The following is an 18,193-nucleotide window of genomic DNA, read 5'->3' as shown; positions in this document are numbered from 1 at the left end:
CCGCCGGAAACCTTTGCCGCGTTCCGGGCGGCGTTCGCCAAGGGCCGCTATTTCAACGACCATATCCGCAACAATTTCCGCTACCATCTGGTTGCGAGCGATAGCGACCCGGGATGACCTGACCTGCCGGTGGCTCAATCGTCCTGTCGCTCCAACCGGCGGTTGGCGGACGCGTTGCCGCTGTTGCCCTAGGTTCGCTTTCGGTCCGCGCGCACCTCGCAAAGCCCACCCCCGAACTCCCTGCCTGGTGCAAAGGCGCTTGATCGGTCCCGCCGCCCTGGCAGTGTGCGGCGGGATTTTTTGCGCTCCAGGTGGAACACCGGGGCGCGGGTAAGGTTCGGTGCACGCAGTACATCCTCCATACGATATTGCTGCAAGATCGGTGGTGCTCCGATCCAGCCCGCGTCTCCTCGATCCAGAGACGCGGGCTTTGGCGAATGTCTGTGGATCAGCGCGCCATCAGGTCTGTTCAGCGCTAGAATAGAGGCGATCGCGTATCTATCTGACCGAAAGCAAACAGAAGCCAGGGGTGCCCACTGAAAGCACAAGCAAGCGCAAAGGTTCCTCAACTGATGCTCGGCTGGCGGCAACCTGCTCGCCAGCCGAGTTGAGTTCAGGCGGTGGTCGGGGGAGACTGGCCAGCCACACGCTGGTGATTCCAATCTTTGCCGATGTGCCAATCAGCAACCTTGGTCGGTCTTTTTCACCTGGCCCGGCGCGGCGGTCTTGGCTGTCGTGTCCTGCTGACCTGGCGCCGCCTGCTGAGCGCTGCCAGTCTGCTGGCCGGGCGCGCAGTCCCTGGCCGAGTTCGAATTCGTGGTGCCGCTGGTGGTGGTCGTGTCGGTGCCCTGATCGCCGGACAGGTTGGTCCCGCTGCTCGTCGTGCCGGTGCCCTGATCCGTCGTACTGGGCATGGTTGTCGTGGTCGAGGTTCCGCTCGTCGAGGTTCCGCTCGAAGTTCCGCTCGTCGTCTGGGCAAAGGAAAGCCCAGCCGACACCGCCAGCACGGCCGAAGCCAAAAGGATGCGTTTCATCTTCTTTCTCCTGTCTGAATGCGCGGGATGCGCCTGGCAAATCGAACAGGCAGACAGAAGGAGTGTTCCCCGATGGAGTTCAACTTTTGTAACTCTGGTCGTAGGTCAGCCTTAGGATGGCGGGCGTATATTAGAAGCCTCTTGAAGAAGACACCACCCGCACCAGAATCCATGGCATGGCTCGGGGAATAGGCATTGGTGACCGGGTGGCGATTACTGCCAGGGTTCGAGGGCGGATAACAGAGGACCGCGTAAGCGTCTCGATCCCAGGTTATGACTTCCCACATTCCATCATCGACCACAGCAAGGTGAACCGAGGCCAGCAAATCGACCTGAAAGGCGAGGTCACGCGCATCGACGAGGACACTGTGACGATCGACCTCGGGCCATTGGTCACGGTCGACCGTGAGAGGGTCCGGTTGGTGGAGAAGTATCGGCCGCCAAAACGACGAAAGGCACTTGCAGATGCCCCGGATTAGAACCGACAACATCGCGACCGGCTATGAGGGCAGGCCGCATGACGGGCCGGTAGAGAACGAGTCGAAGCATTTTGTCTACTGCCCAGTCTGCGGCCAAACGTTCGACGCGCGCGATCTTGGACAGGTGTTCCACCACGCTGAGCCGCAGCACGAGCCGCTTCCGGTCGAGCAATAGTCCAGCTGGTTGAGCTCTGGCGCCAGACCGACGTTGAGACCCTTCAGCGCGGCACCGACGTACGTTGAATGAGAAAAGGGTGCTCCGTGCACCGTGCCTTCCCCGCGCGCCGATGCTCCACCTGGACCGCAAAAAAGTCCCGCCGCACTGCCAGAACGGCGGGACCGATCAAACGCTTTGCACCAGGCGGGGGGATGCGGGGGTGGGGCTTGCCAAGTGAGCGCGCACCCGTAACCAACCCTAAGCGCCACAGCGGCAACGCGTCTACTAACCGCCGGTTGGAGCGACAGGACCGATTAAGCCGCCGGCAGGTCTGGTCATCCCGGGTCATCGCTCGCAACCAGATGGTAGCGGAAATTTGTTGCGGATATGGTCGTTGAAATAGCGGCCCTTGGCGAACGCGGCCCGGAACGCGGCAAAGGTTTCCGGCGGTACCCCCTCAAACTCGCCGCTTGCCGCTGGCGACGAACCACACCGAGGGGGTCCTTCTATCCAGATCATATTCCATCTTGCGGATCGAAGTAGATATGAGCACCACAGGCCGAGGCCCGCGCCCTTGCGGGGAGCGCGGGCCGATCGGGATACCGATCTGCAGCAATACCTGGAGGGGGAGGATTCGCTGCGTGCACCGAACTTTCGCGGCGGTCCCGTGTTCCCAATCGAGATGCACAAAAAGCTGGCTGCACCTTTCGGCATCACGCGGACGTTGGATTTCTGAGAAAGCGCGAGCGTCAATACTAACTTCTGGTGATGGAATTTTCCCGTGAGATAGGCACGCTCCACGGCGAAAGGAGTGCCCCGCCATGACCGTCCTCGCCTACAACCTTGCCAATGACATCGAAGGATTGTGGAGGGCCGTCTTCGTGCCGGACGAACTGCATCTGTATGTGGAATTCAGTCAGCCAGACGCCGACACAAACCCGGCTGATTGGATGAGCGTTGATGATTTCCTTGCATGGCGGCCAAACGGCGCGCTCCATGAGCGAGCGCGCGACAGCTTGGTTTCGCTCATTTGCAAAGCGCTGACAGGGCGATGAGACAAGGGAAACCCGCACCGAGATCGAGTGCGAGCGCCGCGAGTGGGCCTAGGGCGCCACAAGCCAGTGCCACCCCGCCGCCGGCAAACCGCGGCGGGCGAGTGCCTCGGGGACACGATGGTAGATTGCTGTGTGGCCTTAAGTCGCAAACTATTGGCTTCAGAAGCAGGGCGTAGGGCTTCATTGATGGTGCTACCAACACCATATGGTGACCCATAGCCCTCCAAAACGAGAGAAGCTCGTCCCGACGGGTCGCACTGCGGCCGTCAGCTGGTAATTGCTACGAACTAGGAAACCATCATGCCTGAAAATATCAGACCAACTTCGAGAGACGTCCCCCTCATTCAGCTAGGCCTCTGTCAGTGCCGCTTCCCGGTGAGCGAAGACGCTTCTGTACCCGGCGGTTATCGTTTTTGTGCTGGGCCAACTTCGCCGGATCGCGTCTACTGCGATCACCACCACAACATTGTGACCGCCGTGGACCCTTGTCGAGCCCGTTCGGGTCTTCACCTCGCTCAACGACGCGCCGCGTAAGCCTGACTGGCGGCGGCCTCCCGGCCAGGCGCTATGCGCTCCACGGCCTTGGCTCCGACCTTGCCGTCGGCTCGGTCTGGCCCATCCTGCCTTATGCCGTCTTCGCCGATGTATCCCCCGTCGCCCGATTGAGAACGACGACTTCTCGCCGAGCCTTTCAGCTCGCTACTCGCACAAACGCGTCGGCTCCAAAGGTTTGTCTGTCAGCACATCTTCAATGTGCCCGCGCCTGAAGCCCCAACATCTTCTGCGACCAAACCGCGTACCTGGCACCGCCGATCGGTTGCTGCGGCGGATTTTCGCTGTTCGCAGCTGAACAATGCCTATCAACCTTGTCATCGCACCTAGTCGCACATAGCGGCCGTTCGAATTCTCATCGCTCGGCGCGATGTTTGGTCCGTCTGGCCAGAAGAGCGGAGCAAGCCATTGACACCCACGAAGTTGCTGATTGGGCAGATCGCTGTCGTATTCGCAATTGTCATTCTTGGCGTGTGGACTGCAACCCAATGGTGCGCCCACATGCTCTCCTATCAGCCGCCACTCGGCGCGCCATGGTTTGTGACAGTCGGCTGGCCGATCTACCAGCCGTGGAAACTGTTCGAATGGTGGTTCCAATTTGACGCCTATGCGCCTGAAGTCTTCGACAAGGCTGGCATACTTGCCGGAGCCAGCGGGTTCCTGGGCTGTGCCGCCGCGATAGCTGGGTCCCTCTGGCGCGCACGGCAGCGGGGGTTGGTCACCACCTATGGGTCCTCACGATGGGCCATGAAGCTGGAAATCGAGAAGGCGGGGCTGTTTCAGCCGGCCGGCGTTTTCCTTGGCGGACTGAATTATCGCTATCTGCGCCATGACGGACCAGAACACGTCATGGCCTTTGCGCCGACACGTTCGGGCAAGGGCGTCGGACTCGTTGTTCCAACCCTTCTTTCCTGGACCGGCTCGGCCGTCATTCACGACATCAAAGGCGAGAACTGGCAGCTGACCTCTGGCTGGAGGTCGAAGTTCTCGCACTGTCTCTTGTTCAATCCGACCGATCCGAGATCGGCGCGGTACAACCCGCTGCTGGAAGTGCGCAAAGGTCCAGATGAGGTCCGCGACGTTCAGAATATCGCCGACATTCTCGTCGATCCGGAAGGCGCGCTGGAGCGGCGGAACCATTGGGAGAAGACCAGTCATTCACTCCTAGTTGGCGCCATCTTGCACGTGCTCTACGCCGAAGAGGAAAAGACACTCGCCCGTGTCGCCACCTTCCTGTCGGACCCGCAACGCTCATTCGCTGCGACACTGCAGCGGATGATGACCACAAACCACCTCGGCACGGTGGACAAGCCCCAGGTCCATCCGGTCGTGGCCTCGGCGGCTCGTGAGGTGCTGAACAAGTCAGAGAACGAGCGCTCAGGCGTTCTCTCGACCGCCATGTCGTTTCTCGGGCTCTATCGTGATCCAACGGTGGCCGCGGCAACATCGGCCTGCGACTGGCGCATTGCCGACCTTGTGGATGCCGAGCGACCGATGTCGCTGTATCTGGTCGTGCCGCCGTCGGATATCTCGCGCACTAAGCCCCTGGTGCGATTGGTGCTCAATCAAATCGGCCGGCGGCTGACCGAGCGCCTGGAGGGCGATCCAAAGAAGAGCCGCAAGCATCAGCTCCTGATGATGCTGGATGAATTTCCGGCGCTCGGTCGGCTCGACTTCTTCGAGACTGCGCTCGCCTTCATGGCAGGCTACGGCATCCGCGCTTATCTGATAGCGCAATCGTTGAACCAAATCTCCAAGGCCTATGGCGAGAACAACGCCATTCTCGACAATTGCCATGTGCGGATTGCCTTTTCCTCAAATGACGAGCGCACGGCCAAACGCATCTCGGACGCGCTCGGTACCGCGACGGAACTCAGATCGATGCGCAACTATGCCGGCCATCGGTTGGCGCCCTGGTTGTCCCACGTCATGGTAAGCCGCCAAGAGACCGCTCGCCCCCTGCTGACGCCGGGTGAGGTGATGCAGTTGCCGCAGGCTGACGAACTAATCCTGGTTTCGGGATTGCCGCCGATTCGCGCCAAGAAGTTGCGTTATTACCAGGATCCGAATTTCACGGAGCGAGTGCTGCCTTCGCCGGTGCTGCGCGACGGTGCCTACGCGGATCGGCCCACGTCGCGCCCGGACGATTGGAGCGGACAGGTGCGCGGCGTGGATCGGCGTCTTGCTGGCGATGACGACAGTGCCGGCGCGGCAATCGAAGACGGAGGTGTCCAGCAGCAGCGCCATCCGGGCCTGCGCGAAGAACGGACCCTCGTCGTCCAGGAGCCTGATCAAGGCGATCTGTTCACGCCCGCAGACGATGACTGCGAGACGCTCGCCGACAAGCGCGTCATGGATCGGATTTCCACCGCCGCACGTGCGTACGGCCTCAACGAGGGAATGGGCGACGACAAGGACATCGTGCCCGGCTTCTGAACGGCGCGCCATACGCGGGCGCATCTCAGCGTAGATAACGGCCGTAAGCGATTTCGAGGATCTCGACGATGCTCGTTCCCGTCGCCGGTGCATCAGCGCCGGTCAGAGGGAACGAGCAGCATGAAGCCCCACCGCATTCGTCACCAGTTTTTGCTTGAACCCGAGTTGAGCCAGAAGCTGGAGAACCTCAGCCGCAATCCATCGACCACCAAATCGGCCATTGTGGCGCACGCGGTCGAGACCTTTATCGAGCGGCGTGGGGAGAATGAACTCGACCAGCGCTACGGCAAGAGGCTCGACCGTCTTTCCCGCGACCTCGGACATGTCAGGCGCGATGTCGAGATGATCCTGGAGAGCCTGGCGCTCTTCATCCGCTTTTCGATCACGCTTCATGCTCACACGCCGGTGCCGGACAGGGCCACGCAAGCGATTGCCCAGGAGCGCTTCGACAAATTCGTCGAACAGGTCGGCCGCCAAATCGCTTCCGGGAAACGGTCACTTGGCACCGACGATCGCAGGGGAGGGGAAGGATGAGTTCTCATCCGGAAGCCGACCATCGCCGCCGCGCCATGCTGCGCACCGCCATGGGTCCGGCGATCACCGAAGCCCTTGCCGATCCGACCGTCATTGAGGTGATGGTCAATCCCGACGGTGCGCTGCGGCTCGACCGGTTGGGTGAAGGCCGGGTAGACACCGGCGTGCACATGCATCCTTCTGAGGCCGAACGCATCATCCGCCTGGTCGCCTCCCACGTGCGCGCCGAGGCGCATGCGGACAATCCGATTGTCAGCGCCGAATTGCCATCGGGCGAGCGCTTCGAGGGTCTGCTGCCGCCTGTCGTGCTGGGGCCATGCTTCGCCATCCGAAAGCCTGCGGCGAAACTCTACACGTTGGCCGACTATGTCGCCGACCGGGTCATGCTGCCGCTGCAGGCCGATGCGCTGAAGAAGGCGGTCCGCGAGCGGCGCAACATCCTGGTCGCCGGCGGCACGTCGTCGGGCAAGACAACACTTGCCAATGCGCTGCTGGCACAAGCCGCCGATTGCGACGAGCGGGTGATCCTGATCGAGGACACGCGCGAACTGCAATGCGCGGCGAAGGATTGCGTTGCCTTGAGGACGAGGCGGGGGGCGGTCACGCTCGCCGATCTCGTGCGCTCGACCCTGCGGCTCAGACCCGACCGCATCATCGTGGGCGAAGTCAGGGGCGCGGAAGCCCTGGACATGCTGAAGGCATGGAACACCGGGCATCCCGGCGGCATCGCGACGGTTCACGCCAATTCGGCGCGCTCCGCTCTCTACCGTATCGAGCAGCTCGCCCAGGAAGCCGTCGTCACCGTTCCCCGCCGCCTCATCGCTGATGCGGTAGATCTGATCGTCTTTATCGCTGGGCGCGGATCCTCGCGCCGCATTGACGCAATCGCTGAGGTCACCGGTCTCGACAGCAGCGGTGATTACGCCGTCACCCCGCTCACGCTTCCGCAACTCCAGCAGTTTTGAAAGGTCACCTCATGCTCAAGAAGCTTCGCTTCCTTTCGTCCACCGCGCTCGCGTTTCTTCTCACCGTCCCGGCCCACGCAGCGGGCTCCGGCATGCCTTGGGAACAGCCGCTGCAGCAGATCCTTGAGTCGGTGCAGGGACCGGTCGCCAAGATCGTCGCGGTGATCATCATCATCACCACCGGCCTGACCCTTGCTTTCGGTGACACGGCAGGCGGTTTTCGCCGGCTGATCCAGATTGTCTTCGGCCTGTCGATCGCCTTCGCGGCATCGAGCTTCTTTCTCTCGTTCTTCTCCTTCGGCGGCGGGGCACTCGTCTGATGGCCCCCGGAGAGCAGCATATCGAGGGTTTCGAAGTCCCCCTTCACAGGGCATTGACTGAGCCGATCCTGCTGGGCGGCGCGCCGCGAGCGGTGGCGATCCTCAACGGCACGGTGGCCGCGGCAATAGGCCTTGGCCTGCAGCAGTGGATCGCCGGACTGGCGCTCTGGATCGCCGGCCACACGCTCGCGGTCTTTGCCGCTCGCCGCGATCCGGACTTCGCCAGCGTGCTTGTCCGTCATCTTCGCCTGAAGGGGTGGCTTGCATGCTGAACCTTTCGGAGTATCGCGGCAAAGCCGATCGGCTTGCCGATCATCTGCCCTGGGCCGCTTTGGTCGCGCCCGGCATCGTGCTCAATAAAGACGGTAGCTTCCAGCGAACCTTCCGGTTCCGTGGCCCCGACGTTGAAAGCGCGACCGAAGCCGAATTGGTCGGCATCTGCGCACGAGCCAACAATGCGCTACGAAGGTTGGGCTCCGGATGGGGGTTGTTTTTCGAGGCCGAGCGCGTTGAAGCGCTGGGCTATCCGAGCTCGGCTTTTCCCGATGCTGCCTCATGGCTGGTCGATGAGGAACGGCGCGCGGCCTTCGAGGGCAAGGTCGCGCACTTCGAGAGTCGCTATCATCTGACCTTGGTCTTCATGCCGGCGCCAGATGGCCAGGCGCGGGCGGAAAGCGCACTGGTCGACTCGCATCATTCGGGAGGGGCTAGAGACTGGCGCCAGGAGCTGGCGTGGTTTCGCGACGAGACCGACCGCGTCCTGGATTTGCTGTCCGGCTTCATGCCGGAAGTGCGCGCCCTCGATGATGCCGAGACGCTAACCTATCTGCACGGCACAATCTCGACCTACCGCCATCCGGTCGCCATGCCGGAAACGCCAATGTATCTCGACGGTGTTCTGGTTGACGCGCCGCTTACCGGCGGCCTGGAGCCGATGCTGGGTGAGCAGCATCTGTGCACCCTCACCATCCTTGGTTTCCCGAACGTCACCCGGCCAGGGATCCTCGACGCGCTCAACCATCAGGATTTCGCCTACCGCTGGATGACGCGCTTCATCCCGCTCGACAAGACGGAAGCCACAAAGACACTGACCCGGTTGCGCCGTCAGTGGTTTGCCAAGCGCAAATCGGTCGCAGCCATCCTGCGCGAGGTCGTGACCAACGAACCCGTCCCTCTCGTCGATAGTGACGCCGACAACAAGGCGCTCGATGCGGATGCCGCCCTTCAGGCATTGGGCGGCGATCACGTCGGCTTCGGCTATCTCACCACAACGGTGACGGTATGGGACCAGGACCGACAGGCCGCCGCGGAAAAGCTCCGAGCGGTTGAGCGCATAGTCAATGGGCTCGGCTTCACCACGATCCGTGAAAGCATCAATGCGGTCGAGGCGTGGCTCGGCTCGTTGCCCGGTCATGTCTACGCTAACGTTCGCCAGCCGCTCGTTCACACGCTGAATCTTGCCCATGTCATGCCGCTGTCGTCGGCGTGGGCCGGTCCGGTGGATAACGAGCATCTCGCCAACGTGACTGGGACCGAATCCCCGCCGCTTCTCTTCGCAGAGACCAACGGGTCGACACCGTTTCGGCTTTCCACCCATGTTGACGATGTCGGTCACATGCTGATCGTTGGTCCGACCGGTGCCGGCAAGTCGGTTCTGCTTGCCCTCGTCGCTCTGCAGTTCCGCCGCTATGCCGGCGCACAGGTTTATGTCTTCGACAAGGGCAACTCGGCCCGCGCGGCGACACTCGCCATGGGTGGAGAGCACCATGGGCTTGGTGCGGACGGTGCGCTTGCCTTCCAACCGCTGCGCAATATCAATGACCAGGCTGTCCGCAGCTGGGCAGCCGAATGGATCGCCGGCCTCATCGCCCATGAGAATGTCACCGTAACGCCGGAGGTGAAGGAGGCGATCTGGTCGGCCCTGACCAGCCTTGCCACCGCGCCGGCGCAGGAACGCACGCTCACTGGATTGTCGGTCCTGCTTCAGTCCAATGCGCTGAAATCCGCGTTGATGCCGTACACGCTCGATGGCCCGTTCGGGCGTCTGCTCGATACCGATGAAGATCGGCTGGCTTTGTCGGATGTGCAGTGTTTCGAGACCGAAGAGCTGATGCACAGCCAAGGCGCTGTGCTCCCGGTGCTCACCTATCTGTTCCATCGTCTCGAGGAGCGGTTCGACGGACGGCCGACGCTGCTGATGCTCGACGAGGCGTGGGTCTATCTCGACAACCCTCTCTTTGCCGCCCGCATCCGTGAATGGCTGAAGGTGCTGCGAAAGAAGAACGTCTCCGTCATTTTCGCCACGCAGTCACTTGCAGACATCGCTGCCTCGTCGATCGCGCCGGCAATCATCGAGAGCTGCCCACAGCGCATTTTTCTTCCCAATGACCGTGCCGTGGAACCGCAGGTGCGGGCAGCCTATGAGTGCTTCGGCCTGAACGAGCGGCAAATCGAATTGGTCGCCCGTGCCACACCGAAGCGCCAGTATTATCTGCAGTCGCGCCGCGGCAACCGCCTCTTCGAGCTCGGGCTCGGCCCGATCGCTCTTGCGCTCTGCGGCGCCTCTGATCCGGCCACGCAGACCCTAATCGACAAGGTGCTGTCAGAGCACGGACAGGAGGGCTTTGCCGCCCGGTTTCTGATTGCGCGCGGCCTCGATTGGGCTGCCGAGCTTCTCCAGCAATTCCCTCAACCAGACAAGGAGCAATCGTCATGATGCGGCGCCGCCTTCTCACCAGCTTGATCACCGTTTCCCTGATCGCAAAACCAATGGCCGACTACGTCCAGCCGGCCCACGCCCTGATCGTGTTCGATCCGTCGAATTATGCGCAGAACGTGCTGACAGCGGCACGTTCCCTGGAGCAGATAAACAACCAGATCCAGTCGCTTCAGAACCAGGCGACGATGCTGCAGAACATGGCGCGGCACCTGCAGCGCCTGGATTTTTCTTCCGTGGGCCAGCTCACAGGTTCGCTCCAACGGGTCGACGGCCTGATGACCCAGGCCAGCGGCCTGAGCTTCGATCTCGACAAGCTTCAGAACCAGTGGCGTGTGCAATATCCGGAAAGCTACGACGCCACAATCGAGGTCAACGATGTGGCGAGCGCCGCGCGCGAGCGCTGGCAAAACGCCATGCAGGCGTTCCGCCAAACCATGAGCGCGCAGTCGCAGATCGTGGAGAACGTGCGGGCCGACGGCGACCTGCTTACCGATCTCGTCAACCGCAGTCAGGGCGCGGCAGGTGCCCTTGAGGCAAGCCAGGCCACCAATCAGCTGATCGCGCTTTCGACCAAGCAGCAGATGCAGATCCAGACGCTGCTCGCGACCCAGTTCCGGGCTGAAGCCGAAGATGCTGCCCGCAAGGCGCAGTCTGAGGAAGCCGCCCGCGAGACGACGAAGCGTTTCCTGGGCACCGGTACGGCCTATCCCGGCAACTGATCAGCAGTCTTCAAGACAACGAGGAAGACGGCGACATGAATGACCTCGGCGTCATCGATCGCTTTATGCAGACCTTCATCCGCTATATCGACAGCGGGTTCGGTCTGCTTTCGGGCGACGTCGCCTTTCTCACTACCATCCTGATCGGCATTGACATCACGCTGGCGGGCCTGGTCTGGGCGTTCGGCGGCGAACCCAATATTCTCGGTCGGCTCGTCCGAAAGGTGCTCTATGTCGGCGCCTTCGCATTCATCCTGAACAATTTCAGAAGCCTTGCCGACATTATCTACCGCTCCTTTGCCGGGCTCGGCATCAACGCTTCGTCCGGCAATTTGTCCGCCGACAGTCTCCTGCGGCCAGGCCGCATTGCCGCGGCCGGCTTCGAGGGCGCCTGGCCGCTGCTCAATCAAGCGAGCCAGCTAGTCGGCTTCCCCGAGATTTTTGGCAACGCGCTGACCATCTTCGTGCTGCTTCTCGCCTGGTTCCTGGTCCTCATCGCCTTCTTCATCCTTTCCATCCAGCTTTTCATCACCATCCTGGAGTTCAAACTCACCACATTGGCCGGCTTTGTTCTGGTGCCCTTCGCGCTCTGGAACCGCTCGGCGTTTCTGGCCGAGCGCGTGCTCGGCAATGTGATCTCGTCGGGCATTAAGGTGATGGTGCTTGCCGTCATCGTCGGCATCGGCTCCACGCTCTTCGGCGAGTTCGCTTCCGCCCTGCAAGGCAAGGAGCCGGACTTGGCCGCGGCCATGTCACAGGTACTGGGCGCGTTGGCGCTGCTTGGGCTCGGCATTTTCGGACCGGGAATTGCCTCGGGTCTTGTTTCCGGCGCGCCGCAGCTTGGCGCGGGAGCCGCACTCGGAACCACCGCGGCGGCCGCCGGATCAACGCTCGTTGCCGGAGGTGCGGCGCTTGCCGGCGCGCGCATGGCAACCGGCGGCGGTCTCGCCGCCGTTCGAGCCGGCACGGCCATGGGATCGGCTGCTTCCACAGCTTGGCAGATGAGGCGTGCAACATCGCCCGAGTCCGGCCTCTCCGGCGTAGCTGCTGGACTGCAGGGCGTTGCCGGCGCAGCTGGCGGCGCCGCGATTCGGGGAATGCGATCTGCAACAGAACCATTCCGGCGCAGCGCCGATGCCGGCCGCGATGCCGCCTGGACCGCGACGGGCGGCACGCCGACCGCATCAATGACCGGAAACCCTGCCGCGTCAGGTGCCAATGCCGCGCCGGCGTGGGCGAGGCGCTTGCGTTCCGAACAGACCGCGCGCGCCCATCGCCACGCCGCCACGCAGGCCGTCCGCGATGGCGATCGGGGTGGAAGCGGCGCCAACCCCTCTCTCAACGATAAGGAAGACTAGATGCTCTTCAAGCGACCTGTTCAGCGTTACGGGAAAACGCCCCACCCCGTCACACCATACCAGAAGGCCGCCCAACTTTGGGACGAGCGCATCGGCACTGCGCGCGTGCAGGCAAGGAACTGGCGCCTGATGGCCTTTGGCTGCCTCGCTCTGGCCACCGGGCTCTCTGGTGGACTCTTGTGGCAGTCGATGCAGGGCCGCGTCGTGCCCTATGTCGTCGAGGTTGATCGTTTCGGCGAGGCGCGCGCCGTCGCTCCAGCAATCCGGGACTACGAGCCCACCGATGCCCAGATCGCCTGGCATCTCGGCCGCTTCATCCAGAATGTCCGCTCTGTTTCCACCGATGCGGTGCTGGTGCGGCAGAATTGGCTCTCGGCCTACGACTTTGCCACCGACCGCGGAGCCCTCTTTCTCAACGAGTACACTAAGGCCAACGACCCGTTCGGCAAGATCGGCACGCGCAGCGTCTCGGTGCAGGTGACGAGCGTGGTTCGAGCGTCCGACAGCTCCTTTCAAGTCAAATGGACCGAGCAGGTCTTTGAGCGCGGCAGCCTCGCCAGCACAACGCGTTGGACCGGGATCCTCACCATTGTGATCCGGCCGCCGAACAATACCGATCAGCTGCGCAAAAACCCGCTCGGCGTCTTCATCAATGCCATCGACTGGTCGCGCGAGCTCGACAGTGCCGCGCAGACTTCCGTTCCCCCAAAGGAGCCCGCCAATGATAAATAGACTCTCGTCGCTCCGCACTGCGCTGGTCCTGTCGACGTCGGCTGCGGTCATCTCCGCCTGTGCCTCGAAGCCGGTGCCGCTACCTCAGATTTCCTATGATGCTGCCAAGTTCCAACCGGCGGCAATCGAGAAGGCGCCGGAGAAGCCCGTCAAAGTCGTGGAAGTGCCGAAACCGCTACCGCTGCCCGGCCAGTTGCAGCCCGAGCCGGGCAAGGCTGCTGAAGACAGGCGCTCGCCTGAAGAACGTGTCGCCGATGCCAACAAGGCGGCGACGCAGCAACCCACCAAATATGGCTATGTGAATGCGGTGCAGGTTTACCCCTTTGCGGAAGGCGCGCTCTACCAGCTCTATGCCGCACCGGAGCGCGTCAGCGATATCGCTCTGCAGTCAGGCGAGAAACTCCAATCCGTGTCGGCCGGCGATACAGTGCGCTGGGTAATTGGCGACACCGTCAGTGGCTCCGGCGATGACCAGCGCACCCATGTGCTGGTGAAGCCCTTCGCGCCAGGACTTGCCACCAATCTGGTGATCACCACGGACCGGCGAAGCTATCACTTGCAGCTTCAAAGCACGGATAAGACCGCCATGGCGGCAATCTCCTGGACCTACAGCGAGGACCAGATTATCGCGCTACGCCGGCGCGATGCGCAGGCCGAGGCTGCTATGCCAGTGGCGTCGAATGTGGCTCTCGAAAATATTCGCTTCCGCTATTCGATTACCGGCGACATACCGCCCTGGAGGCCGACGCGCGCGTTCGATGATGGCAGCAAGGTCTACATCGAGTTTCCGCGCCGCATCGATCAGGGTGAGGCCCCGCCGCTCTTCATCGTCGGTGCTGACGGGGACAACCAGCTCGTCAACTACCGCATACGCGGCAACTATTACATTGTCGATCGCCTCTTCGCCGCGGCCGAACTGCGCCTCGGCGCCAAGCAGCAACAGGTGGTGCGCATCACGAGGACCGACGGCAGGCAAGCGCCGCTGCGGAAATTGCTCTTTTCGCGTTCCAGCAGGTGAGGGACGGCCCATGACGGATACTTCCCGCTCCGATGCTTCACCGAAACTCGATCCAGAACAGCTGCAGCTGCGGGCCTCGCCTCGCCGCGCTGTGCGCTTCAAGCGCGGCATTATTGTCGCCATTGCTGCTGTTGGTTCCGGGACCGTTCTAGGCGTCACCATGATGGCGCTGCAGGGACCGGCGCTGCGCATCAAAGAGCAGGCTGAAGAGCTTTACAACACTGAGCGGAAGCCAACCGCGGAGGCAATTGAAAGGCTGCCTAAGGACTATTCCGGGATCAAGCCCAAGCCTCCGGTGCTTGGACCACCGCTGCCCGGCGACCTCGGCCGCCCCATCCTTGAGCACCAACGCCAGCTGGGCATCGCGCCGGGCCAGGAGGTTTCGGCGGAGGAGCAGCGCCTTGCCCAGCAGGCGATCGAGGCGCGCGAATCGCAAGTCTTCTTCCGGATCGAAAATCGACCCCGGCAAGCGGATGCCGCCGGCAACGGGCAGGGCGGGCGTCCACCCTTTGATGGAACGGCTCCACAATCCGATGCCGCACGCGATTCAGCTTCCGTTGCACCGGCCGAGGGCGACCAAAACAATCAACAGCGCAAGCTCGATTTTGTCAGCCAGCGGAACACAAGTGGAATCTACAATCTGCATGCACTGCAGACGCCGGCTTCGCCGTATCAGCTGATGGCCGGCAGCGTCATCGCAGCGAGCCTGATCACTGGCATCAATTCCGACTTGCCCGGCCTCGTCGTCGCACAGGTCACCGAGAATGTGCACGACACAGTCACCGGCAGCACCTTGCTCATTCCGCAAGGCTCTCGCCTGATTGGCACCTATGACAGCGTTGTTGCCTTTGGACAAAGGCGCGCGCTGCTGGTCTGGCAACGGATACTGCTGCCCGACGGCTCTTCGATCGAAATCGACAATCTGCCGGCGACGGACACCGCCGGCTATGCCGGGCTTGAGGACAAGGTGGATTTCCACACCTGGCAGCTGATCAAAGGCGTTGCGCTGGCCACGTTGGTAGGGGTCGGCACCGAGCTGAGCCTCGGGGAAGACGAAAGCGACCTGGTCAAAGCAATCCGCGAATCCGCTCAGCAGAACGTCAGTCGAGCTGGCCAGCGCATCACCGAGAAGAACCTCAATATCCAACCCACCATCACTGTCCGGCCCGGTTGGCCACTGCGCGTCATCGTGCACAAGGATCTTGTGCTGCGGCCGTACCCGAATTGACCGGAGTCATCATGACCAATCTGAAACTCGCCAAACTTCCGGACCGGACTCCTTCGAAGATCACCATAAGCGTAAGTGCAGACCTGAACCAAGCACTGAAGGACTATGCAGCGCTTTATCGTCAGACCTATGGCGAGTCCGAATCGGTAGCGGAACTCATCCCGTTCATGCTGGCGGAGTTCCTGGAGAGCGATCGAGCGTTTGCCAAGGCCAGAAAGGAAGGGCTCCCTGTCGTCGACAAGTCAGAGAAATCGCAACGGCAGCCAATTTCAGGGTCCGAATAAGTGACAGCGACCAGTGAGTCCGAGGGGCACCTTATTAGGCGGGCGAATGCATTGAAGCAACTTGCCGGCGGCAAGCCGAAAACACAGGGCACAATAGACGAGCTGATCTGCCCCGAACCAATGCCGGCTCTGCGCTGAAAGTTCGCCATTCAGCGGTATTGCCAACGATCCTGAAAGCTGCCGTCCGTACTGGCGACGTTTAACATCTGATGGTGGTGGAAAGCGGAATGGCAGTTCTTAGGCTGGCTTGCGAAAATGCGGCCAATCAGTTGTCCCAAAAATCCTGACATTTGCAATGAGTGCCGCCCTTCGGGCCCCGCTGCCTATATGCCTAACTCGGACTTAAAGTATTTTCGCAACGCGGCAACCGACGAGAACAGAACGTCTGGCTTCGAAGCTTCCAGTTCTGACATATCGGAGCATCCCCATGCGGAACCGACTGCGACCACCTTTGCGCCGCGAGAAGCTTCGGTATCGTGTGCCTGGTCACCGACATGGTAAGAGACGTCCGAGGCTGCCGGCGCCTTTGACATGGCGAGCAGCAAGCCTTCTGGATGGGGTTTGCGGTTCTTCACATGGTGATAGCCAACGACAATATCTATCGGCCAGCCGTGGGCTTTTATGAATGCCCTTGGTACCATGTCCGGGCTTTTTGTAACGATAGCGATGGTCTGTCCAGCCTCATGCAGTTCTTGGATCAGTTCGTTGATCCCATCGTACACAGGGAGTTTCGCCGCTTGCGCCATGACGGCTTTCCAATTGCCCGCAGCGCGCAGATGCTCGACTGAAGATGTATCGACAAGGGTCTGGTCGAAATCAAATATAATCATCTAGAAAGCCATCGAGGTTTGAGGATCATCATTTTTTGGTTTTTCTGGTGCAGGCTCGATAGAAGGCTCTACCTTTTCGATCTCCTTAAGGAATTGAGTAAGAGCAGGGCCGTCAGCAATGCCTCGCGCCCATCGTTCCGCGATCATCATCTGATTTCCCTTTGTCTTATCCTCGTGCTTCCACTTTGCTGGATGATCTATGCAAGCCAGCATTCGCCTTTGCTCGCGTGAAAAGCGAACCGTATGCATGGTTCCGCCTTTAACGTCCGTTTCTACGACAAGCACAGCATCTGATAATCCACTCTGGATGCGGTCGCGCTCTGCAAAGGCTGTTCTCATCGGCGTGACGCCGAGCGGGTACTCGCTGACGAGACAACCGCCGTTTTCCAGCAGACGCGTAGCCAATCCGCGATTAGCGGCGGGGTAAACCTTATCAAGGCCGTGCGCCATAACCGCGATCCCTACGCCGTGAGCGTCTAAGCAGCCTTCATGCCCCAGAGTGTCGCAGCCATGCGCAAGACCGCTGACGATGGTGAAACCTGCTTCGGCGGCAGTTGCGGCCGATTTTCTGGCAACGGCCTCTCCATAGGAGGTAGGCTCTCGCGTTCCCACGACAGCAAGGCATTTAGCTGCGTGCAGACCCGATAGCTCACCCTTCACATAGAGGACGGCCGGAGGATCGGGGATATTTCGCAGCCGCTCCGGATACCCTTCATCATGGAAGGAGTAGAACTTGATGCCGCCAGCTTTCGTGTTTTCCAGTTCGACTTCAGCGCGGTCCCACGCGTTGAATAGCTCGCTTTCTGGAAGCTTTGCGCGCATCGCTCTGTCAGCGATGATTTCCCTCGCATCGCCATCTGGAATGGGACCATGGACAATGCGTAAGGCGCCGCGACGCCCTACTCCCTTGAGTTTCATCAAGGCGGTGAGGGCCACAGAAGTTGATGATATGGGCGATGCAGCCATGGTCTAGCCCTTCTTGAATTTCGCTTCGTGCTCCTGTTCGCCTTGCTTCCAGAGAACGTCCCACCTGGCAGGAACTTGATCGTTATCAGGATTGGGGCAGTAGGCCACACTTTCAGCCTTTGCAAACGCCACACCGTAGACCTTGCACTTTGGATTCGTGGCAAGGACCGCTTGAGCGATGCGTGACAGTGTATCACCACGAGTGATAATATCATCAAAAACGAAGACATGATCCGCATCTATTTTAATTGACTGATATTTTGCTTTGTCGAGTTCTGCAGTTCGGCCATCGCCGGAGAAGATCGTATGGATCCTCTGATGCACATTCTTCAAAAGGGCTGTGTCAATATACTGCGCTCCGCACAGGCGAGCACATTCCTTGGCGATCCATGGCAAAGACCTGTTTGAGTCAGCCTTAGTTTCGCTGGATGACAGAGCGGGAATAAATGCTGTCCGCTTCGGACTAACGCCTAAATTATTTATGAGGGCCGGGACAGCTTCATAGAATACCGTTGCTCCACCCCATTCAGCCTTATTGTTCTTGTCTTTGAATCGTATAAAGCGGGCGGTCCAATGCTCGTTCGTCTTATCTTTTAGCTTATAACCAATTGCGTAGGAATACGTCAGGCCGTTCGAAATACTCAGGTACGGAAACCCCATCCATCCCGCGACCATGTTGTGGTAAATCATTATAACCCCTCCCCATTGCTCAGCCCCCGGGAATTTGGGGATCGTAGGCGTGGATTACAACTAAAGGGAGAAATTGTTTTCGCCTGGACGGTGCCGGGCTCCACTTAGTCAATGGAT

General features: G+C 60.9%; 21 protein-coding genes. 16 read left to right on the top strand and 5 right to left on the bottom strand.

What is annotated here, in order from left to right; genetic code table 11:
* Nucleotides 1-117, top strand: a 117-nt coding sequence (locus NKI72_RS25015) for a KTSC domain-containing protein (RefSeq protein WP_352851086.1), incomplete at its 5' end; no start/stop codon positions are given.
* Nucleotides 118-680: 563 nt separating this feature from the next.
* On the opposite strand, the gene NKI72_RS25010 is transcribed toward NKI72_RS25015, so the two are convergent.
* On the bottom strand, nt 681-1,034 hold the full coding sequence (locus tag NKI72_RS25010) for a hypothetical protein (RefSeq protein WP_352720266.1): 354 nt from the start codon (nt 1,032-1,034) through the stop codon (nt 681-683).
* Nucleotides 1,035-1,210: 176 nt separating this feature from the next.
* Here NKI72_RS25010 and NKI72_RS25005 point away from each other — a divergent pair, with 176 nt between their 5' ends.
* Nucleotides 1,211-1,513 carry a hypothetical protein gene (locus NKI72_RS25005; RefSeq protein ID WP_352851080.1) on the top strand — a complete coding sequence of 101 codons (303 nt, stop codon included), beginning with the start codon at nt 1,211-1,213 and terminating at the stop codon, nt 1,511-1,513.
* Nucleotides 1,500-1,688, top strand: coding sequence for a hypothetical protein (locus NKI72_RS25000; RefSeq protein WP_352769286.1), 189 nt, complete (start codon nt 1,500-1,502; stop codon nt 1,686-1,688). The genes NKI72_RS25005 and NKI72_RS25000 overlap by 14 nt, the downstream gene beginning before the upstream one ends.
* 327 nt (nt 1,689-2,015) lie before the next feature.
* Here the strand turns inward: NKI72_RS25000 and NKI72_RS24995 are convergent, their stop codons facing one another.
* A complete protein-coding gene (locus tag NKI72_RS24995) occupies nt 2,016-2,189 on the bottom strand; it encodes a KTSC domain-containing protein (protein ID WP_352720264.1) in 174 nt (57 codons plus the stop codon).
* A 302-nt stretch (nt 2,190-2,491) separates the two neighbouring features.
* Between NKI72_RS24995 and NKI72_RS24990 the strand changes: the two genes are divergently transcribed.
* The 13 genes from NKI72_RS24990 (at nt 2,492) to NKI72_RS24925 (ending at nt 15,590) form a co-directional block, all read left to right on the top strand.
* On the top strand, nt 2,492-2,725 hold the full coding sequence (locus tag NKI72_RS24990) for a hypothetical protein (protein WP_352720262.1): 234 nt from the start codon (nt 2,492-2,494) through the stop codon (nt 2,723-2,725).
* Nucleotides 2,726-3,685: 960 nt separating this feature from the next.
* Nucleotides 3,686-5,713 carry a conjugal transfer protein TraG gene (locus NKI72_RS24980; RefSeq protein ID WP_352495884.1) on the top strand — a complete coding sequence of 676 codons (2,028 nt, stop codon included), beginning with the start codon at nt 3,686-3,688 and terminating at the stop codon, nt 5,711-5,713.
* Between the two features lie 120 nt (nt 5,714-5,833).
* Nucleotides 5,834-6,247, top strand: coding sequence for a CopG family transcriptional regulator (locus tag NKI72_RS24975; RefSeq protein ID WP_352547797.1), 414 nt, complete (start codon nt 5,834-5,836; stop codon nt 6,245-6,247).
* The gene (trbB, locus tag NKI72_RS24970; RefSeq protein WP_352720257.1) at nt 6,244-7,212 is read left to right on the top strand and encodes a P-type conjugative transfer ATPase TrbB; all 969 of its coding nucleotides are present in this window, start codon (nt 6,244-6,246) and stop codon (nt 7,210-7,212) included. Before NKI72_RS24975 ends, trbB begins: the two co-directional genes overlap by 4 nt.
* Nucleotides 7,213-7,223: 11 nt before the next feature.
* Nucleotides 7,224-7,532 carry a TrbC/VirB2 family type IV secretion system protein gene (locus NKI72_RS24965; protein ID WP_023680310.1) on the top strand — a complete coding sequence of 103 codons (309 nt, stop codon included), beginning with the start codon at nt 7,224-7,226 and terminating at the stop codon, nt 7,530-7,532.
* Entirely contained in the window at nt 7,532-7,804 is a 273-nt protein-coding gene (locus NKI72_RS24960; protein WP_352720256.1) for a VirB3 family type IV secretion system protein, read from the top strand. Before NKI72_RS24965 ends, NKI72_RS24960 begins: the two co-directional genes overlap by 1 nt.
* Nucleotides 7,798-10,248 carry a conjugal transfer protein TrbE gene (gene trbE, locus NKI72_RS24955; protein ID WP_352769290.1) on the top strand — a complete coding sequence of 817 codons (2,451 nt, stop codon included), beginning with the start codon at nt 7,798-7,800 and terminating at the stop codon, nt 10,246-10,248. The genes NKI72_RS24960 and trbE overlap by 7 nt, the downstream gene beginning before the upstream one ends.
* Entirely contained in the window at nt 10,245-10,970 is a 726-nt protein-coding gene (gene trbJ, locus NKI72_RS24950) for a P-type conjugative transfer protein TrbJ (protein ID WP_352851079.1), read from the top strand. The genes trbE and trbJ overlap by 4 nt, the downstream gene beginning before the upstream one ends.
* A gap of 35 nt (nt 10,971-11,005) precedes the next feature.
* Nucleotides 11,006-12,328: a P-type conjugative transfer protein TrbL gene (gene trbL / locus NKI72_RS24945; protein ID WP_352720253.1), complete on the top strand. Its 1,323-nt coding sequence runs from the start codon at nt 11,006-11,008 to the stop codon at nt 12,326-12,328.
* Entirely contained in the window at nt 12,329-13,060 is a 732-nt protein-coding gene (gene trbF, locus NKI72_RS24940) for a conjugal transfer protein TrbF (RefSeq protein ID WP_352769293.1), read from the top strand. It abuts the gene before it with no gap.
* A complete protein-coding gene (gene trbG / locus NKI72_RS24935) occupies nt 13,050-14,078 on the top strand; it encodes a P-type conjugative transfer protein TrbG (protein WP_352769296.1) in 1,029 nt (342 codons plus the stop codon). The genes trbF and trbG overlap by 11 nt, the downstream gene beginning before the upstream one ends.
* 10 nt (nt 14,079-14,088) lie before the next feature.
* Nucleotides 14,089-15,306, top strand: coding sequence for a TraB/TrbI/VirB10 family type IV secretion system protein (locus NKI72_RS24930; RefSeq protein ID WP_352720341.1), 1,218 nt, complete (start codon nt 14,089-14,091; stop codon nt 15,304-15,306).
* Nucleotides 15,307-15,317: 11 nt separating this feature from the next.
* The gene (locus NKI72_RS24925) at nt 15,318-15,590 is read left to right on the top strand and encodes a DUF2274 domain-containing protein (RefSeq protein WP_352720248.1); all 273 of its coding nucleotides are present in this window, start codon (nt 15,318-15,320) and stop codon (nt 15,588-15,590) included.
* Nucleotides 15,591-15,913: 323 nt separating this feature from the next.
* Here NKI72_RS24925 and NKI72_RS24920 read toward each other — a convergent pair whose 3' ends face one another.
* Genes NKI72_RS24920 through NKI72_RS24910 form a run of 3 tightly spaced genes read right to left on the bottom strand, consistent with a single transcriptional unit; the run spans nt 15,914 to nt 18,076 of the window.
* Nucleotides 15,914-16,420: an HAD family hydrolase gene (locus NKI72_RS24920; RefSeq protein WP_352851078.1), complete on the bottom strand. Its 507-nt coding sequence runs from the start codon at nt 16,418-16,420 to the stop codon at nt 15,914-15,916.
* Nucleotides 16,421-17,386: a DNA-processing protein DprA gene (locus NKI72_RS24915; RefSeq protein ID WP_352769300.1), complete on the bottom strand. Its 966-nt coding sequence runs from the start codon at nt 17,384-17,386 to the stop codon at nt 16,421-16,423.
* A 3-nt stretch (nt 17,387-17,389) separates the two neighbouring features.
* Complete coding sequence (locus NKI72_RS24910; protein WP_352720241.1) at nt 17,390-18,076, bottom strand: phosphoribosyltransferase; 687 nt, start codon at nt 18,074-18,076, stop codon at nt 17,390-17,392.
* Nucleotides 18,077-18,193 lie beyond the last annotated feature (117 nt).

It is taken from the genome of Mesorhizobium sp. M0437 (assembly GCF_040321335.1).
Classification (GTDB): domain Bacteria; phylum Pseudomonadota; class Alphaproteobacteria; order Rhizobiales; family Rhizobiaceae; genus Mesorhizobium.
This window is presented reverse-complemented; position numbering and strand designations above follow the sequence as displayed.